Origin of the sequence: Parasedimentitalea huanghaiensis (assembly GCF_009753675.1) — a bacterium.
Lineage (GTDB): Bacteria > Pseudomonadota > Alphaproteobacteria > Rhodobacterales > Rhodobacteraceae > Parasedimentitalea > Parasedimentitalea huanghaiensis.
The window spans coordinates 132,137-147,575 of sequence record NZ_WQLV01000005.1 but is presented as its reverse complement, the minus strand read 5'-3'; the positions used below and the strand labels follow the sequence as shown (position 1 = coordinate 147,575).

The 15,439-nt window shown below is 55.3% G+C and carries 16 protein-coding genes; 8 read left to right on the top strand and 8 right to left on the bottom strand.

Annotation, left to right across the window (positions count from 1 at the left end; translation table 11 throughout):
- Positions 1 to 138: 138 nt before the first annotated feature.
- The gene (locus GO984_RS09775) at positions 139 to 684 is read left to right on the top strand and encodes a hypothetical protein (RefSeq protein WP_157022337.1); all 546 of its coding nucleotides are present in this window, start codon (positions 139 to 141) and stop codon (positions 682 to 684) included.
- A gap of 71 nt (positions 685 to 755) precedes the next feature.
- Here the strand turns inward: GO984_RS09775 and efp are convergent, their stop codons facing one another.
- On the bottom strand, positions 756 to 1,319 hold the full coding sequence (gene efp / locus GO984_RS09770; RefSeq protein WP_138162435.1) for an elongation factor P: 564 nt from the start codon (positions 1,317 to 1,319) through the stop codon (positions 756 to 758).
- A gap of 216 nt (positions 1,320 to 1,535) precedes the next feature.
- On the opposite strand from efp, the gene GO984_RS09765 reads away from it, so the two are divergent.
- On the top strand, positions 1,536 to 1,853 hold the full coding sequence (locus tag GO984_RS09765; RefSeq protein WP_127749698.1) for a DUF6280 family protein: 318 nt from the start codon (positions 1,536 to 1,538) through the stop codon (positions 1,851 to 1,853).
- A 213-nt stretch (positions 1,854 to 2,066) separates the two neighbouring features.
- Positions 2,067 to 3,521: a cobyric acid synthase gene (locus tag GO984_RS09760; protein WP_157022336.1), complete on the top strand. Its 1,455-nt coding sequence runs from the start codon at positions 2,067 to 2,069 to the stop codon at positions 3,519 to 3,521.
- A 52-nt stretch (positions 3,522 to 3,573) separates the two neighbouring features.
- Here the strand turns inward: GO984_RS09760 and GO984_RS09755 are convergent, their stop codons facing one another.
- From GO984_RS09755 to GO984_RS09735, 5 genes are all read right to left on the bottom strand, one after another.
- Positions 3,574 to 4,656 (bottom strand): hypothetical protein, encoded by a 1,083-nt coding sequence (locus tag GO984_RS09755; protein ID WP_157022335.1) that lies wholly within the window; start codon positions 4,654 to 4,656, stop codon positions 3,574 to 3,576.
- A 76-nt stretch (positions 4,657 to 4,732) separates the two neighbouring features.
- Positions 4,733 to 6,151, bottom strand: coding sequence for a TolC family outer membrane protein (locus GO984_RS09750; RefSeq protein WP_157022334.1), 1,419 nt, complete (start codon positions 6,149 to 6,151; stop codon positions 4,733 to 4,735).
- A 134-nt stretch (positions 6,152 to 6,285) separates the two neighbouring features.
- Complete coding sequence (locus tag GO984_RS09745; protein WP_138162439.1) at positions 6,286 to 6,939, bottom strand: protein-L-isoaspartate O-methyltransferase family protein; 654 nt, start codon at positions 6,937 to 6,939, stop codon at positions 6,286 to 6,288.
- A gap of 102 nt (positions 6,940 to 7,041) precedes the next feature.
- Entirely contained in the window at positions 7,042 to 7,551 is a 510-nt protein-coding gene (locus GO984_RS09740; protein WP_157022333.1) for a PhnA domain-containing protein, read from the bottom strand.
- Positions 7,552 to 7,626: 75 nt separating this feature from the next.
- Positions 7,627 to 7,944, bottom strand: a complete 318-nt coding sequence (locus GO984_RS09735) for a TraR/DksA family transcriptional regulator (RefSeq protein ID WP_157022332.1) — start codon at positions 7,942 to 7,944, stop codon at positions 7,627 to 7,629.
- A 188-nt stretch (positions 7,945 to 8,132) separates the two neighbouring features.
- Between GO984_RS09735 and GO984_RS09730 the strand changes: the two genes are divergently transcribed.
- A complete protein-coding gene (locus GO984_RS09730; protein WP_138162442.1) occupies positions 8,133 to 8,270 on the top strand; it encodes an entericidin A/B family lipoprotein in 138 nt (45 codons plus the stop codon).
- Positions 8,271 to 8,847: 577 nt separating this feature from the next.
- Here the strand turns inward: GO984_RS09730 and GO984_RS09725 are convergent.
- Positions 8,848 to 9,756: an LAPAL motif-containing putative phage structural protein gene (locus tag GO984_RS09725; protein WP_157022331.1), complete on the bottom strand. Its 909-nt coding sequence runs from the start codon at positions 9,754 to 9,756 to the stop codon at positions 8,848 to 8,850.
- A gap of 278 nt (positions 9,757 to 10,034) precedes the next feature.
- Positions 10,035 to 11,834, bottom strand: a complete 1,800-nt coding sequence (gene lepA, locus GO984_RS09720) for a translation elongation factor 4 (protein WP_157022330.1) — start codon at positions 11,832 to 11,834, stop codon at positions 10,035 to 10,037.
- A gap of 621 nt (positions 11,835 to 12,455) precedes the next feature.
- On the opposite strand from lepA, the gene GO984_RS09715 reads away from it, so the two are divergent.
- The 4 genes from GO984_RS09715 (at position 12,456) to GO984_RS09700 (ending at position 15,415) form a co-directional block, all read left to right on the top strand.
- Positions 12,456 to 13,334, top strand: a complete 879-nt coding sequence (locus GO984_RS09715; protein ID WP_245231062.1) for a hypothetical protein — start codon at positions 12,456 to 12,458, stop codon at positions 13,332 to 13,334.
- A gap of 221 nt (positions 13,335 to 13,555) precedes the next feature.
- On the top strand, positions 13,556 to 13,738 hold the full coding sequence (locus tag GO984_RS09710) for a hypothetical protein (RefSeq protein WP_157022329.1): 183 nt from the start codon (positions 13,556 to 13,558) through the stop codon (positions 13,736 to 13,738).
- 182 nt (positions 13,739 to 13,920) lie between these two features.
- Entirely contained in the window at positions 13,921 to 14,232 is a 312-nt protein-coding gene (locus GO984_RS09705) for a hypothetical protein (RefSeq protein WP_157022328.1), read from the top strand.
- 217 nt (positions 14,233 to 14,449) lie between these two features.
- Complete coding sequence (locus tag GO984_RS09700; protein ID WP_157022327.1) at positions 14,450 to 15,415, top strand: LysR family transcriptional regulator; 966 nt, start codon at positions 14,450 to 14,452, stop codon at positions 15,413 to 15,415.
- Positions 15,416 to 15,439 lie beyond the last annotated feature (24 nt).

The window sequence follows — 15,439 nt, the reverse complement described above, 5'->3', positions numbered from 1 at the left end:
AAAATACTAAAACCATCCTTTCACACGCAACCATGCAGAGAGCAATGAGGCTAGGGGTTGTGCGAATTGTACATGAACGGAAATAGCCATAGGCGCCATCACGTGGCAATCTGACAGCAGATAGCTGAGGGTAGTTTGATGCGAGTATTGATGATTTCACTGGCGCTGGCCACTGCGCCTGCCTTTCCCGTCGCTGCCGTGGATGGCGACTATTGGAACTACAAGGACTGGCACGTCTCGGTGAATCGAATTGACACTGGCGAAGACCTGCGGATCACTTGCTATGCTCACACAGGTGGCGATGGTGATCCCGTCTGGGCACTGGAAGTCTCCAACGGAGACGCCGGACCTCCCGACTTTTTCCCCGCGCCGCGCCTAATCGAAATTGCCCCCAGTCACCACCAGACCACCATGCAGGATCAGCAAATCGTTCAGTTTCAATTTGACACTGGCAGCTCCGTTCAGGGCGAAGCAAATGCTTACATAAACGACGAGGGTTTCTTTCAGGCCGAAGGTGCGCCGCTGCCCAACTCAGTTCTGTCTATGCTGATGTCGATGCGCCGGGCAGCAACGGTTGAAGCCCATATTGGCCCCAATGTCATTGCCACCGCCTCGCTCTCGGGTTTCACCGCCGCATATGGCAAAATGATGGACGAATGCGGTTTTTCACTAGCAATGCACTAATATGCGGATGGAACAAAAAAGGCCCCACGCTGATGCCAGCGTAGAGCCTCATACATAGTGGGGCTTAGTGCTTAAGCGCGCTCAGCGTATTCCATGGTGTCGGTGTTGACGACGATCATTTCGTCTTGGCCCACAAAAGGTGGCACCATCACGCGGACGCCATTGTCCAGTACAGCTGGTTTGAATGACTTCGCCGCAGTCTGACCTTTCACCACGGGTTCTGTCTCAACCACCTTGCAGACCACTTTTTGTGGCACTGTTGCGTGCAGGGCCTCTGTCTCGTGAAATTCAACCACAATGGTCATACCGTCTTGCAGGAAAGGGCGGCGGTCGCCCAGCAACTCGGCTGGTAGTTCGATTTGTTCGTAGGTTTCCGTGTCCATGAAGACCAGCATTCCGTCACTCTCATAGAGAAACTGCTGATCTTTCTGCTCCAGACGCACTTTTTCAACTTTATCGGCGCTGCGGAAACGCTCGTTTAGTTTGGAACCGTTGCGCAAATTCCTCAGTTCTACCTGTGCAAAGGCCCCACCCTTGCCTGGTTTGACGTGATCGACCTTGACTGCAGCCCAAAGTCCATCGTTGTGCTCGAGCACGGCACCGGGCCGGATTTCATTTCCGTTGATCTTGGGCATGAGATAAATCTCTCTCGGGTGTTGATGAATTGTTAACCGTTCCTATATCTGGCGTGCCCCTTACTGGCAAGACAACGATATTTTGTGGTTAGCAAGAAAAAGGTATGCAAAATTTGCATAAGAGCCATGCAACAAGAGCCTATCCGAATCGTTTTAGATCAGTCATAAGGAGCGCCACGCCAGAATTGCAAGAGCAAGAACAACAAAGGAAACGAGATGAGAGATTTCGTTGACGGCACTGCCTTTAATAACGAGCAAGGTAATCGTGCCCGTAAACTGTTCGCAGCTGTTGTATTGGCTGCGTTGGATGATGCCATAGCCGATGACAAGAAGTACGGCAATGGACCTGAACAAATCGCCCGCTGGGCACGCTCGCGCGATGGTCGCGAAGTGCTGTCCTGTGCAGGTATCGACCCTAATGAACGGGTTGTTTCAGGATTGATGGATTTTGTTGGTCGTGGTGTCCGCACCTCGGTTGCACTGTCCCGCGAAGAAAGTGAGCGCCGCAATGCTGCTCAGGCCGAAGCTGCCTAAGACTAGCCTGCCAAGCTGACTACAGAAAAACGCGTCCTGGGGGCGCGTTTTTCTGTTTCTGGCTCCCAAGATATTCCCTTCCATAGTCGTCAATGAAGTCTGAGATGCCTCCCAGGCCTGACACCGGGCAAAAAGCATCACCTACTTTACAATGCAGGTCTTCCCTCATGGGGGGGAATACGGCATGCAATAGGATGAAACAGGAGGCACGCAATGACCAAGGCGATCATGATACAAGGCACCGGCAGCAATGTTGGTAAGTCATTGATTGTAGCGGGCCTTGCACGCGCCTACCTGCGGCGTGGGCTGCGGGTGGCACCGTTTAAGCCCCAGAACATGTCCAACAATGCCGCAGTGACTCCTGAGGGCGGCGAGATAGGTCGCGCACAGGCGCTGCAAGCACGGGCAGCCGGGCGTGCTCCACACACGGATATGAACCCTGTTTTGCTTAAACCCGAAAGTGACACTGGCGCTCAGGTGATTGTACAGGGCAAGCGACGTGGCACTCAGGCGGCTGGCTCGTTCATGCGCGACAAAACCGGCCTACTAGAGGCCGCGCTGGAGAGCTTCCATCGGTTGTCAGACACCGCCGATCTGGTACTGATCGAAGGCGCAGGCTCTCCGGCTGAAACCAACCTTCGTAAAAATGATATTGCCAATATGGGTTTTGCCTGCGCCTCCAATGTCCCTGTAGTGCTGGTTGGTGACATCCACCGGGGCGGTGTGATTGCACAGATCGTTGGGACACATGCGGTGCTGGACCAACAGGACTTGGATCACGTGGTTGGCTTTGCCGTGAACAGGTTTCGCGGCGAACTCAGCCTGTTTGATGCGGGCCGCGACGACATCGCGCGGCGCACCAACTGGCCATCGTTAGGGGTGATTCCGTGGTTCTTTGACGCCTGGAAGCTACCAGCCGAGGACATGATGGACATTACGTCACGTAAAGGTGGTGCCTGTAAAGTGGTGGTGCCGCAGCTGGAACGGATGGCAAACTTTGATGATCTGGACCCACTGGCGGCGGAACCCAACGTTACTGTCGAGATCGTTCCTGCAGGCCGCCCCCTGCCCGGTGATGCCGATTTGATCCTGATCCCCGGCAGCAAATCCACCATTGGCGACTTGGCCTATCTGCGGGCGCAGGGCTGGGATATCGACATTCTGGCGCATTATCGTCGCGGAGGACATGTCTTGGGGCTCTGCGGAGGCTATCAGATGCTGGGCCAGAGCATTGATGACCCGGACGGTGTTGATGGCGCACCGGGTAAGGTGCCTGGTTTGGGGCTACTGGATATCGACACGGTGATGGCAGGAGACAAGCAAGTTGCCCTGCGTCAGGCACATGCCATTGGTGGCAATGAACCAGTCTCTGGCTATGAAATCCACATGGGGCGCAGCGAAGGGCCAGATTGTACTCGGGCCTGGCTGAGCGTCGAAGGCCGCCCCGAGGGCGCGACGTCACCGGACGGACGGGTGCGTGGTTCGTATCTGCACGGGTTGTTCAGCTCGGATCTATTCCGAGCCCGCTTTCTGGCTGGGTTGGGACACGAAAGCAGCGCAGGCTACGATGATGGTGTCGAGGCAACATTGGACGCGCTGGCGGATCATCTGGAGCGCTATATGGATCTGGATCAGCTGTTAGACCTGGCAAAGCCCGTCAAAGCCTAAGCTGCCAAAATCCACGTGATCTGAGCCAAAGTCACCCGGCGCTGATCGCGTTTTAGCTAAGATCTTGCACCGCCAAGGCACGATGGATTTCACGGCGGACCAGTTTGCGGACGTTGCGTGTAATACGTTCGCCCAAAGCGCCCTGAAGTTCTTCACGAACAATATCTGCAACCAATTCGCGCAGTGTCTCTTCATCCATGATCGCTTCGTCAGCAGCAAAATCACCCAGAACTTCATCTGCAACGGCCTGCTCAGCCAGATGTGCCGCGTTCAGCGGGTCGACCTCTGGTGTAGCAACCTCAGGAGAGGCCGTGAATTGAGGGCTGGCCTCAACAACGTCATCGGCAGCACTGACGACTGGTTCAGCAACTTCTTCCTCAAGATCTTCCCAATCCAGAGTTTCTACAGCTGTGCCGGAATACTCTTCATCCGTCTCGCCATCCGGCTCCCACTGCTCCTCAGCCTGGCCAATGGCGGCCTCCAAAGCAGCGATTTTATCGGCAAAGCTAAAGTTTGATTTGTCGTCACCCAACACAGCGGAACCATCCGCTGCCGGTGTTTCGGCCACACCAGCCGCAGCATACAGCGTTGCATCCGGATCGCGCCAAGGGGCATCGTCCGGTTCCACCTGTTCAGCCTGTGGCACATCAGTTGATGGTTCCGCAGGAGCTAACTCTTGCGTTTGTAATATCGTATCGGGCTGAGCGGCTTGAACTGGCTCAACTTCTGCAGGCTCAACAGCGAACGCCTCGGTAGAGGGTTCCTCTGAAAACACAGAATCAGCCTGTTGCAGATCCAGTGACTTTGCCAAAGATTCATCCGTTGGAGTGGCACCCGCTTCGGTGATGGCTTGGGCCGAAGTATCTTCAACTTCGGCATTTACAAGTTGGTATGCATCAAGTTTGTGGGCATCAAGTTTGTGGACAGGCTCACGACTGCCGATATCATCGACGGCGTCCAATGCCACATCGGCCACTCGCAGGGACGGTGTCAGAACCAAACGCGCAGCAGGTTTTTGGACAGGCTCGGTTGGTCGATCAGCCACCGGGGCTGAAGAACGGCCATCATCACTCACCAAACGGCGAATCGAAGACAGCACGTCCTCTATCTCGGCATGGGTTACAGGTTCAGACATATCTCGCTTACCACTTTCGCCTCTTGGGGAAAGTGTAGCGAGATTAGCTTATTCGCACAACCGATAGAACGAATTGTTAATTCTTTCCTAAGGCTTTCATCACCCGGTCCAGATCCTTGCTACGCTGGCTGACATAAGCTGGCGCATCTTTCACCAGATTATAGTAGAGTGTCGGGTCATAAATTTCGACCGCCAGACCCAGATGTTCAGCTGTCAAAAGCCCCTGCGAGCTAAGCAATCCGTAGGCTGCGATCACCTGGTTGGCCCGGGCCTGAACCCGCGCTGTCTGTGCATCCAGCAATTCTTGTTCGGACTGCAAGACATCCAGAGTCGTACGTGCACCCAGGGTGGCTTCTTCTCGGATCCCGTCAAAGGCAACTTGTGCAGCCCGCACGCGCTCGTTGGAGGACACCAGGCTCGCGCGTGAAGTTTCAAGCACAACATAGGCCTGACTGACAAACTGCACCACCGAGCGCTGCACCGAGATCAAAGCCCCTTTTTGGGCATCGACCTGGGCCACGCTGGCGCGGGTGGTGGCAGCAAGTGCACCGCCAGCATAAATTGGCTGTGTCAGGGTTATACTGGTGCTAGAGGTATCGGTCCCGCCAGTACTGCCCCATGGGTCCGAGTAAGAGGCGCTGGCGCTAAAGGAAACGCTCGGCCCAAGCGACTTGCTTGTGCTCTCAGATGTCAACTCTGCCGCTTTAACTGAATGCTGTTGTGACAACAACGCAGGGTGATTGCGCACAGCTACAGACGTTGCAGAATCAAGAGAGGAAGCCCGGCGTGGTATATTGGGTTGCCCCGCAAGCCCACCGGGCGCATGGCCAACCACTTCGATATAAACAGCCTGAGCTGTGAGCAAATCACCGCGACTTTCGGTCAGGTTAGCCTGAGCAGCAGCAACACGGCTCTGCGCCAGAGCCACATCCGTTCGCGTCACCGCGCCAACATCAAACCGATCCTGTGCGGCCCGCAGCTCTTCTTGCAAAAGGCGCAGGTTGTTGCCACGCAGGGCAACGGTATCTTGCTGCAACAGAACATTTACATAGGCTTGCACAGCAGAAAACAGGACCTGCTGCTCGATATCAATCAATGTTTGACGGGTCGCAAGCACTGTTTCTTGTGCGGCCCGCTGGCTGAGCAGCGACGCCCCGCCATCATACAACAACCAATCCAAACGCAGCCCTGTGGACAAGGCATCGTTGCTGGTCTGCGAAATCACTGCGCCAGTGTTGGTGCGGCTATACGACTGTGCCGCCGTCAGCGTCCAGTTCACCACTGGACGCAACCGCGCCACAGCAATTGCGACGTTTTCGTCGGTTGCGCGCAGCAGCGCACGGTTCTGCTCTAGCAGGCCGCTGGTCTTATAGGCGCCAATCATCGCATCCGAAATATTGTCGGCCTGCACAATCTTGGGAGCCAGCGCAACAGCCAGCAGGCCGCCCGCAAAAACAAAGTTTTTGATTAGTCCTGCTGTTACCGTCTTGCGCATCTGTCGCCTCACCTGTCCGGGCCATTAGAGACCCTGTCGTTGGAATTCTGAACGATACAAATAGTCCCGGTCAGAATGTGTTTCTAGTCACCGCTGAAAATAACAGCAGATCATGCTCTGACCCGGTCCCGGTATCAGAGCGCAAATTCTTTCGCCGCAGCGAACCCTGGCAAAACAGGAGCACCCGCATTGAATGCAAAACGCCATGAAATCTGCTCGCCGTTTTTGTAGCCAACTTTGACTTGCCCCAGCGCGCCGGTCATGAAGATCGCGGCAACGCGGCCGCCGTCTTTCAGTTGCGACAGCAGCGATTGTGGTAGCTCTTCGACCCCGCCCTGAATCAGAATGACGTCATATGGGCCGTGCTCATCAGCACCCTCAACCAGATCGGCGACATGCACGATTGCATTATCAGCGCCAACTTCGCTCAACTGGGCTTGGGCCTCGGCGGCCAGCTCTTCGTCGCCTTCAACGGCGATAACCATCTCTGCCATGCGGGCAACAACAGCCGAAGAATAGCCCATCCCACAAGCGACATCCAACACCAGCTCGTCGTTCTGCACATCCAGCGCATCAAGCATCTTGGCCAGCGTGCGTGGCTCCAGCAGGGTCCGGCCCTGCCCCAGATCAATATTTTGATCGGCATAGGCCGCATCTCTCTGTGCGCCAGCAACGAATTTCTCGCGCGGGACGTGGAGCATAGCCTCAATGATCGGATACTTGGTGACGTCCGACGGGCGGACCTGGGTATCCACCATCATACGGCGGCGTTCGGCAAAGTCAGTCATGTGCTAAACTCATCTGTTCAGTCAGTTGTGTCAGGTTGTGCCACATCCCCGAAGGCGCGGCAACGGGAGATGGCAAAATTGCAGTGTGCTGATGCTGCGCGTCTACTTCTTTTTGACAAACTGGGTCAGTATTACAATGCGCTGCCCTTCTACACGGCCCTCAATATGCTCAGGATTGTCCGCCACCAGCGAAATGCCGCGCACCGCCGTCCCACGCTTGGCCGTAAATCCGGCCCCTTTGACCGGCAGATCCTTGATTAGAACCACGGTATCGCCCTGGTTGAGCTTGCCTCCATTGCTATCGCGGTGCACGACAACAGTTGCGACGTTCTCAACCCAGGCGCGGATCTCACCATCCAGCCACAGCTGATCGCTCAGATCGCGCGCCCAATCGTGATCCGCCAGCCGGGTCAACAGACGGGCTGCCAGCACCTGTACAGGCAGGTCGTCCGACCACATTGACGAGGACAGACAACGCCAGTGGCTGGGGTCCAAATCCCCCTCAATCTGCGTCTGGCAGGTCTCGCAAATGGCGGCAATTGCACCGTCTGGGCCGCCACTGACAGGGAATTCAGACAGTGGGACATCAGCGGAACATAGGGCGCAAGTCATTTGGCGGGGCACTCCGAAAAACAAAAGTCAAAGTTGCTATAAGTCAGCCGGAACACAAAGGAAAGTAGCGAGGTATCAGCCGTCACAGCTAGAGCAAAATGGGGTTGCCGGGCATTTGTCCAACCGTTCTTCTTCGATGTCGTCGCCACAGATCTGGCAAAAACCATAGCTGCCTTCGCGCAACCGGGCCAAGGCCACATCAATCCGCCGCAGCTCATCCATTTCCATGTGACCCAACATTTCACCACATCGCTGCTCATCTCCTTTTGGCTGCCAGCCCAGAGGGATCGCCCCAGCCAGTGCAGCCCCCGCACCAGTGCCGATCTCGGGCAGATGTCGGGCCAGCATCCGACGCTGTGCTTCTAGTGTGTTTCTGCGGGCGGCAAAATTCATCTCCATCGCTCCCTTCACAACCCCTGCGCCATCTCCTGACGTCACTGGAAGCTTAGTTCGTTGACCCAACGCAATAAACTCACTGGATATGAGGAGTCTGCGCCGCCCCCAAATCCGCCCCAAGCCTCCTATTGGCAGAGACAACGGAATGCTGGTAAAGATCCCCAACGCTAAAGACGGAGACACCAATGACCAAATTCCTCGCACTGGGCCTGGCCCTGTTTGCTCTTGCCGCATGTGAAACCACCAAAGGCGCCGGCCGCGACATTTCCAAAGCCGGAACCGCCATCAGCGACGCCGCACAAGACGTCCAGAACGCGCTGTAAGCCACCCCAAGCGTTGCGCGCCCATATTATTGGCGTGCGCAACGCTTGCACGATGTTAAATCCAATACGCCAGTGTCCCTCTGTCGCGACACCCCAGCCGGACCTGACACCCCCGGCTGACAAGGAACCGGGCCCCGATTAAAACCGGGGCGCCTAGCAACGGCTATTGCGGGTCGGGTGAAACCCCCGACCTCCTCCGCCCCTCGGGCGGCGCCGCCTGAATTTACGATGGATGATCATCAGAACCGTTTCACGGGGACGTCATTGGAGGATGTCTCTGATAGAAACCCGGCCTGGATTGGCCTGCCCCGACAGAGTGAGAGCCTTTGCCGGTGAGTTTGGTGTGTATCAGAGGTGAGTGGAGAAAAGGAAGTGATCTGGGGGAGTGAAGACACTTCTCAGAAATCATCTGGGGGATGATGTCTGAACCGGCGGAGCCCATGAGCGCAGGTTCCTAGCGGCACAGTTTTGATAGTAGAACTAAGGGAAGCGCGCGACCCTGGGTGGGCGTGAAGCGCCCTCCCGTGGGGAGGGTCGTGCGCTGCCCGGTCTGGCGACCGGGTGGGAGAACAAAGTTTTAGAACAAATCGGCTTGGCTGTTTTGATCTTCTATCACTGCAAGAACCTTGGCGATTGCCTCATCTGTTTCGATCAAGTCGCCTTTAACATCATACTTGTGAGTCGTTCGAAGTCGAACACGAAGTGCGTCGCCAGGCTTGAGTGGATAGTGACCAGCTCGAAATTCTTCCAGCCATTCCTCATCCTCGACCCGAAGTTGCAGAGAGCGCTTTCCATGTCGAAAGTGCCACTTTGCTTTTCCAATGAAGTCCGGCTTGCCAATAATTAGGTAAATGTCCTGAAAATTCTCAAGTTCCTTATCGGCCTCTACTTGATCGACCGTCTCTGAAGGAAGCCAAGTACTGTTGAGGTCAACTTTATACTCGTCTTTTCCCAACGTAATCGTAATTCCTTCAGTTTCCCTCATTCGTTTCTTTGTTTCCTGAAAGCGGTCAAGAGGCTGCGCCAGCCTTACTGGATTTGGCGGAGGGTAGTCCGGAAGCCTGCGTAGGTCAGTTTCCTTTGCCAAAAACGCCACCTCTTCTGTCAGGTCTCGAATGGATTTATGATTGCTTTTAGGCTCATCCAACCAACGAACTGCAGCGTATTTTGCCTTGATTAGATAGTGCCCCAATAACTTCTTGAGATCTGCTTCTTTCAGAGCTTCATCGGGAATATCTTCGACAACATTCTTTAGGAACAGTTTCAAGCTAGATTTTTGCAAATCCTCGACGATGAGGGAGGTTCGCAAGCCTGCATGAATAGTTTGAGAGAAAATCCGATCAAGATCTTCTAGGGCGTGAATAAGTTCAGCGGCTATTTCGAAGGCTCGCGCTGCTGATCCAAAGGTTTCATCGTAGTCAATTTTAAGAATGAGATCGGCTTGCTCGGCTGTCTCCGAGCCTGAAAGGGAAGTGTTCAATGGCATTGGTTTTCGAAAACAATTAGGTGAGGCAAAAACCCCACCCCACTCAACCATCGATAGCAGTTGGCTTCAAGAAGTTATCTTCCGCGCTAGTGAATGCACAGAACACCCTCGTGTGGGTACGCGTTTGACTTCGTCAATCGCTGCCACCCGCTCGCACTTGAAAATGGGCAGCCTTAGCTGTCCAAATCAGGCGCCATTGTCTCGCAGAACTCTCCGGTGTGGGCACGCGATTGGCTGCGCCAATCTCTTTCGCCCACCGTCACTCAAGTTGAACAGCTTTAGCTGTCCATCTTGAGTGCTGAAATAAACGCTTCTTGTGGGATGTCCACTTTACCAAACTGGCGCATCTTTTTCTTACCCTTTTTCTGCTTGTCCAGCAGTTTCCGCTTACGACTGGCGTCGCCGCCGTAACACTTGGCGGTCACGTCTTTGCGCAGGGCAGACAGGGTTTCGCGGGCAATGACTTTGCCGCCAATAGCCGCCTGGATCGGGATCTTGAACATGTGACGCGGGATCAGGTCTTTTAGCTTTTCAACCATCGCACGGCCCCGGGCGTCGGCGCGGTCACGGTGCACCATCATCGACAGCGCATCCACCGGCTCGTCATTGACCAGAATGGACATCTTGACCAGATTGTCCTCGCGGTAGCCGGTCATCTGGTAATCAAACGAAGCATAGCCCTTGGTCACCGATTTCAGACGGTCGTAAAAATCAAACACCACCTCGTTCAGCGGCAGGTCATAGACCGCCATCGCACGCGAACCGGCATAGGTCAGGTCTTCTTGCAGACCACGACGATCCTGGCACAGTTTCAGCACATCGCCGAGGTATTCGTCAGGCACCAGAATGGTCGCTTTAATCCGCGGCTCTTCCAGGTGGTCCACATGGGTCAGGTCGGGCATATCTGCGGGGTTGTGCAGTTCAACCATGGTGCCGTCGCGCATAAACACATGATAGACCACCGAGGGCGCGGTGGTGATCAGCTCGATGTTATACTCGCGCTCAATGCGGTCGCGGACCACTTCGAGGTGTAGCAGCCCCAGGAAGCCACAACGGAAGCCAAAGCCCAGCGCCGCGGATGTCTCCATCTCAAACGTAAAGGAGGCGTCGTTCAGCGCCAGCTTGTCAATCGCGTCACGCAGGTCTTCGAATTCAGCACTGTCGACCGGGAACAAGCCACAGAACACCACGGGTTGCGCAGGCTTAAAGCCGTCCAGCGCGGTTTCGGTGCCGTTGCGGTCGTTGGTGATGGTGTCGCCGACGCGGGTGTCGCGGACCTGTTTGATCGAAGCGGTCAAGAACCCCATCTCACCGGGGCCAAGCACATCAATAGTTTCCATCTCGGGGCGGAACACGCCGATGCGGTCAACACTGTGCAGGGTGTCGTTGGACATAAACTTGACCCGCATGCCCTTTTTCAACTCACCGTCGATGATGCGGACCAGAACGATCACCCCCAGATAGCTGTCATACCAGCTGTCCACCAGCATCGCCTTCAGCGGTGCATCGCGGGTGCCGGTTGGGGCGGGTAGTTCGTTGACGATAGCTTCGAGAGTTTGGTGAATGCCCTGCCCGGTTTTGGCAGAAACCTGAATGGCGCCTGTGGCCTCAATGCCAATCACATCTTCGATCTGTTCGGCCACGCGGTCACAGTCGGAGGCCGGCAAGTCGATCTTGTTCAACACAGGCACGATCTCGTGGTCGGCCTCCATCGCGTGATAGACATTGGCTAGCGTCTGCGCCTCGACCCCTTGCGAGCTGTCGACCACCAAGAGCGAGCCTTCAACCGCACGCATAGAGCGGGAGACCTCATAGGCGAAATCGACGTGACCGGGGGTGTCGATCAGGTTCAGAACATAGTTCTCCCCGTCGTCCGCCTTGTAGTCGATCCGCACCGTGTTGGCCTTAATCGTGATACCGCGCTCGCGCTCGATATCCATGCTGTCGAGCAGCTGCGCCTTCATATCACGGCCAGCCACCGTGCCGGTCTCTTGGATGAGCCGGTCAGCAAGGGTGGATTTGCCGTGGTCAATATGCGCCACGATCGAGAAATTGCGGATTTTGGACAGATCAGTCATGGTTGGGGATATGATTTGGATTTAGCGATTGGTCAAGCGGGCATGATAGATATTGACGTTTCAAATATGGATTCTCTTTCAGAGAAACAGCTGGATACCGCATTCAAGTGCATTGTGGCTCGCGAACTTCTCCGAACGTTGCTCTACTTACCGCGCAGCATGAACACGCACGAACTTGGGTGGCACTATCTCTCACAGATTGATCTAGTGCGCGTCATACACCTTGTAGTTACTGAGACCGAACTGAAAACAGATCAACTTTCGAATTCAATAAATTCCGCATTAAAGCAACTCCAAACAAATCAAATGACCGATGACCCGGCCTTGTTTGACGATGCTCTATCTTTAGTCTCATATTTGTCTCCCAACTTCCAACTAAAGACGACTGTCGCAACTTGTTTACAAAATCTCTATTGGCGAGCGCCAACTTCTGAGGAGCGCCGTATACTCTACCCTCGGAGAGAGGGACTACGCTCAGACACCTTATATGTTGGATCGATTTCACACGCCCAGCTCTTAGTAGAGAATCCTGAAGCGCGCGAATTGGCCGACCGGCTACTGAGCAACTTAGAGCGAGACAAATTCCTAGCCAACTATTGGCATGATTGGTTTCGAGGCTTTTTGACTGGCAATCCAATTGATTGGGAACTGCAGCGTCGCGTTTCTTCGATTGATGAAAAAACTTGGAGTGCTGGCCACTTAGCTGTCACCAAAGAGATTGAGCGCATCCAAGCCGAAATGCTCTCTGAAAATCTGCCAATGGCAGAGGTCGTTGAAACCAATCCCGAAACAGGCAAGTTTCGCGCTGTTCCTATCCCCGTCGAAAACCCAGTCACCGTCGCAGCTCTGCTGTCGCAGATCGAAGATTCACTGGAGGATTGCCTCGGCGGACACAATGGGCTGGCACAACACTCGGGCACAGTGAAGAAACTCAACCGGGTTCTGACCAAATACCGGGATGATCCCCAAAATGCGGAACTCACCCTGACCCGCGTTGCTGGTAGTCTGCGCAGCCAACTGCATGACACCCGGGAGCTGCCCGACAACGAGGATAACCTTTCCCTACTTGATGCGGTCGAGGAAGGCGTGCGCGGCATTCGCGCCAACCACCCAGAGGTGGCCAAGAACCGCGAGCAACTAGCACAGCAAGCTATGAAAGCCTTGGCGCCAGAGGACAAAGAACTGCTGGCGCAGGCCCTGCCCGTTTTGGCCGAGATCAGCGAGCCGGAACTGGCTGAAGATTTTGAGGCTGACATTCCCGAGCTCATCAACGACACAATCCTGCCCTTGCCAGATGGCGCGCCACCCCTCCCCGGTACAGATGTGACAACACGCGTGTTTAGCCGGGTGTCCAAGATGGCGATTGCTACTGAAAAAGGGGCACAGATTTTTGATAGCAAAGAAATCAAAACTGCGCGACTTGCCCACCTAGGATACACAGTCCTCGGTTTGCTTTACAGTCTGGCTCAAATTGGCCTTCGTATACTTGGCATTATCTGACGATCAAAGGTCAGCGCCTGACCCCGGGTGGGTGCAAAGCGCCCTCCCGTGGGGAGGGTCGGGCGCTGACCGGCGGTGCCGCCGGTCAAAGGCATCAGCCAAACACAGGTGAAAAATCGCTCTGCCTGCCCCTCCGCCCCATGCATCAAACCGCAATTTCGTGTATACTACCCTCTCCAGACGCGCGAACAGACAGGTGCTAACCGCAGAAGGATCCCCCTATGAATGCCGTCCAAACCGCAGAATTTGCTCGTGCACTGTACAGCGCGCATGGCGACAAGGCAGAAGCAGAAGCGGCTCATAAGATGCAAGAATGTGAAGCCGCGGGTAACAGTGACAAGGTTCAGGACTGGAAAGCCATCCGGCAAGCCATTCGTGCGCTGCGCGGGCCTAATCAGTCCTGACGGTACTGTCCTCGGGTCACAGCTGATATTTTGGCTCAATACGGCTCAAACAACTTGGGCCCGGCAGATTCCTGCCCAAAGCTTTTGCTGCATTTACCATGATTGCAACAAACCCTCGCTTTCGTCATAGTGCCCAAAACGCGAGCACCAAGACTCGCTTATCTGGCCCGAGGACGTCGACTATGAAGCTGCTGCTGATCCCCCTGCTCTGTGCAGGGCCACTTTTTATTGTACCTTCCGCGCCTGTTCAGGCGAGCACCGTTGAGCGCGCTTGCCGCCAATCCGACCGCTCGGCGTCATCGCCGTCGCTGTGTCGGTGCATTGGCAAGGTCGCCAAAGCCAGCCTCTCTAACTCAGAACAGCGCACTGTTGCCAAGTGGTTTGATGATCCACATCAGGCCCAGGTGATCCGGCAATCCGACAACCGCAGCGATGAGCGTCTTTGGCTGCGCTACAAAGCCTTTGGAGAGCGCGCAGCCCGCACTTGCAGCTGATCAACGCGCTGCCTAGACCATCCCAAACCACCTCCAGACCTCTGGCGTCACTTCAGAACGTGTGACGCAAGGGAAATCAGCCTCAACAATTACTTACAATTTTAATGACTTTTAAGTTGTTCCGCCACCTCGACATTCCCGCCTTCCGGTTTTCGCTCTTGACCCTAGTACCCCGCATATTCACAAAAGGCAGAACAAAAAAATGGGGAGCGTGCAAATGCTGATGAAAGGGGTAACCCTTCGGGGGCTCGAGGTGTTTGAAGCCCTGGCCAAAACGGGGTCAGTCGCGCAGGCCGCTGAACTGACCGGACTAAGCCAGCCAGCCGTGAGCCAACAGCTGCGCAATCTGGAAAAGGCACTGGGGTCTGACCTGGTTGATCACAGTCGCCGCCCAATGCTGGTGACCGCTGCGGGCCGCAATTTCCTGAACCGAACCGAAGTCGTCTTGTCCGAGCTGCGTCTGGCGCAAAGCGAATTGACGGTGATGGATCTGACCCACCTGTCGACCTTGTCGATTGGCCTGATCGACGATTTTGACAATGATCTCACCCCTCGTCTGGTTACCATTCTAGCCGATAGCCTGACCCAATGCCGTTTCAAGATGATCACTGCCTCCAGCCATGACATCAGCCGGGCAATGGCCGCGCGGGATTTGCACATTGCGGTGGCAGCCAGCACCGGTGAACAGCGCGAAGACATTGTGGAATACCCTCTGGTACGCGACCCTTTCATTCTGGTGGCCCCCAAAGGGTTCCTGACCGATCCCAGCACTCAGGAAGAATTACTAAGACAGTTGCCCCTGCTCCGGTATGATCACGAGCAACTGATTTCACAACAAATCGAAGCCCATCTGGCGCAGCAGAAATTGGAATTCGAAGAGCGCTTTGAAATCGGTTCTCATTTGGCCCTTATGGCGATGGTTGCACGGCGGATTGGCTGGTCCGTGACCACGCCACTTGGCTATATGCGGGCGGGCCGGTTCCACGATCAGATTGATGCTTTTCCTTTACCTTTCGGGGCGTTTTCACGCGACATTTCCCTGTTCGCCGCCGCCGATTGGGCCGACCGGGTGCCACGCGACGTCGCGCAAACCATGCGCCACCTGTTACAAAGTCAGGTCATTGGGCCTGCGGTCAGCCAGTTACCCTGGCTGGCCGGACAGTTGCAGGTGATGGAAGAGTAAATCTCTGCCCCTCTCGCTGGCTCC

Excerpts from the sequence above, each read along its gene's own strand:
- efp (WP_138162435.1), bottom strand. The coding sequence starts at position 1,319 with ATGCCCAAGATCAACGGAAATGAAATCCGGCCCGGTGCCGTGCTCGAG.
- GO984_RS09750 (WP_157022334.1), bottom strand. The coding sequence starts at position 6,151 with ATGCGCAAGACGGTAACAGCAGGACTAATCAAAAACTTTGTTTTTGCG.
- GO984_RS09740 (WP_157022333.1), bottom strand. The coding sequence starts at position 7,551 with ATGACTTGCGCCCTATGTTCCGCTGATGTCCCACTGTCTGAATTCCCT.
- GO984_RS09760 (WP_157022336.1), top strand. The coding sequence starts at position 2,067 with ATGACCAAGGCGATCATGATACAAGGCACCGGCAGCAATGTTGGTAAG.
- GO984_RS09705 (WP_157022328.1), top strand. The coding sequence starts at position 13,921 with ATGAAGCTGCTGCTGATCCCCCTGCTCTGTGCAGGGCCACTTTTTATT.
- GO984_RS09730 (WP_138162442.1), top strand. The coding sequence starts at position 8,133 with ATGACCAAATTCCTCGCACTGGGCCTGGCCCTGTTTGCTCTTGCCGCA.
- GO984_RS09765 (WP_127749698.1), top strand. The coding sequence starts at position 1,536 with ATGAGAGATTTCGTTGACGGCACTGCCTTTAATAACGAGCAAGGTAAT.
- GO984_RS09735 (WP_157022332.1), bottom strand. The coding sequence starts at position 7,944 with ATGAATTTTGCCGCCCGCAGAAACACACTAGAAGCACAGCGTCGGATG.
- GO984_RS09700 (WP_157022327.1), top strand. The coding sequence starts at position 14,450 with ATGCTGATGAAAGGGGTAACCCTTCGGGGGCTCGAGGTGTTTGAAGCC.
- GO984_RS09775 (WP_157022337.1), top strand. The coding sequence starts at position 139 with ATGCGAGTATTGATGATTTCACTGGCGCTGGCCACTGCGCCTGCCTTT.
- lepA (WP_157022330.1), bottom strand. The coding sequence starts at position 11,834 with ATGACTGATCTGTCCAAAATCCGCAATTTCTCGATCGTGGCGCATATT.
- GO984_RS09755 (WP_157022335.1), bottom strand. The coding sequence starts at position 4,656 with ATGTCTGAACCTGTAACCCATGCCGAGATAGAGGACGTGCTGTCTTCG.
- GO984_RS09725 (WP_157022331.1), bottom strand. The coding sequence starts at position 9,756 with ATGCCATTGAACACTTCCCTTTCAGGCTCGGAGACAGCCGAGCAAGCC.
- GO984_RS09745 (WP_138162439.1), bottom strand. The coding sequence starts at position 6,939 with ATGACTGACTTTGCCGAACGCCGCCGTATGATGGTGGATACCCAGGTC.
- GO984_RS09710 (WP_157022329.1), top strand. The coding sequence starts at position 13,556 with ATGAATGCCGTCCAAACCGCAGAATTTGCTCGTGCACTGTACAGCGCG.